The organism is Bacillus sp. V3B (assembly GCF_024494465.1).
Classification (GTDB): domain Bacteria; phylum Bacillota; class Bacilli; order Bacillales; family Cytobacillaceae; genus Bacillus_BD.
This window is the reverse complement of the sequence record NZ_JAETXM010000094.1, coordinates 1-433: the sequence shown is the minus strand read 5'-3', so window position 1 is coordinate 433 and position 433 is coordinate 1. Positions and strand designations below refer to the sequence as shown.

Genomic DNA, 433 nt, shown 5'->3' with positions numbered 1-433 from the left:
TACTTTGGTTCATACTCTTTACATGCTTCTATAAATAGAAACAAAAATAAAGAAAAAAATCTAATGTGGCGATTACTCGGTTATTCTTGTTATCTTCTTCATAATCATTATCTAGTTTTCAAAGAACAAAAAACACCAAAAAAATGATCTAGTAGAACAATCAAGTTATGGTAGATTAATTGGTGGAGCCTAGCGGGATCGAACCGCTGACCTCCTGCGTGCAAGGCAGGCGCTCTCCCAGCTGAGCTAAGGCCCCGTTATAGAGGAAAAAATGGTGGGCCTAAATGGACTCGAACCATCGACCTCACGCTTATCAGGCGTGCGCTCTAACCAGCTGAGCTATAGGCCCTCATAACGGTAGTATATCATTATAAATGAAATAACTCCCTCAAAACTGAACAACAAAACCATCAACTTTTAACCTTGGTATAAA

2 tRNA genes are annotated in these 433 nt (G+C 39.3%); both read right to left on the bottom strand.

Features of this window, described 5'->3' with window-relative positions:
• Positions 1-180 precede the first annotated feature (180 nt).
• A tRNA-Ala gene (locus JMM81_RS22745) sits at positions 181-256 on the bottom strand.
• 16 nt (positions 257-272) lie between these two features.
• Positions 273-349 (bottom strand) — tRNA-Ile (locus tag JMM81_RS22740).
• Between the last annotated feature and the right edge of the window lie 84 nt (positions 350-433).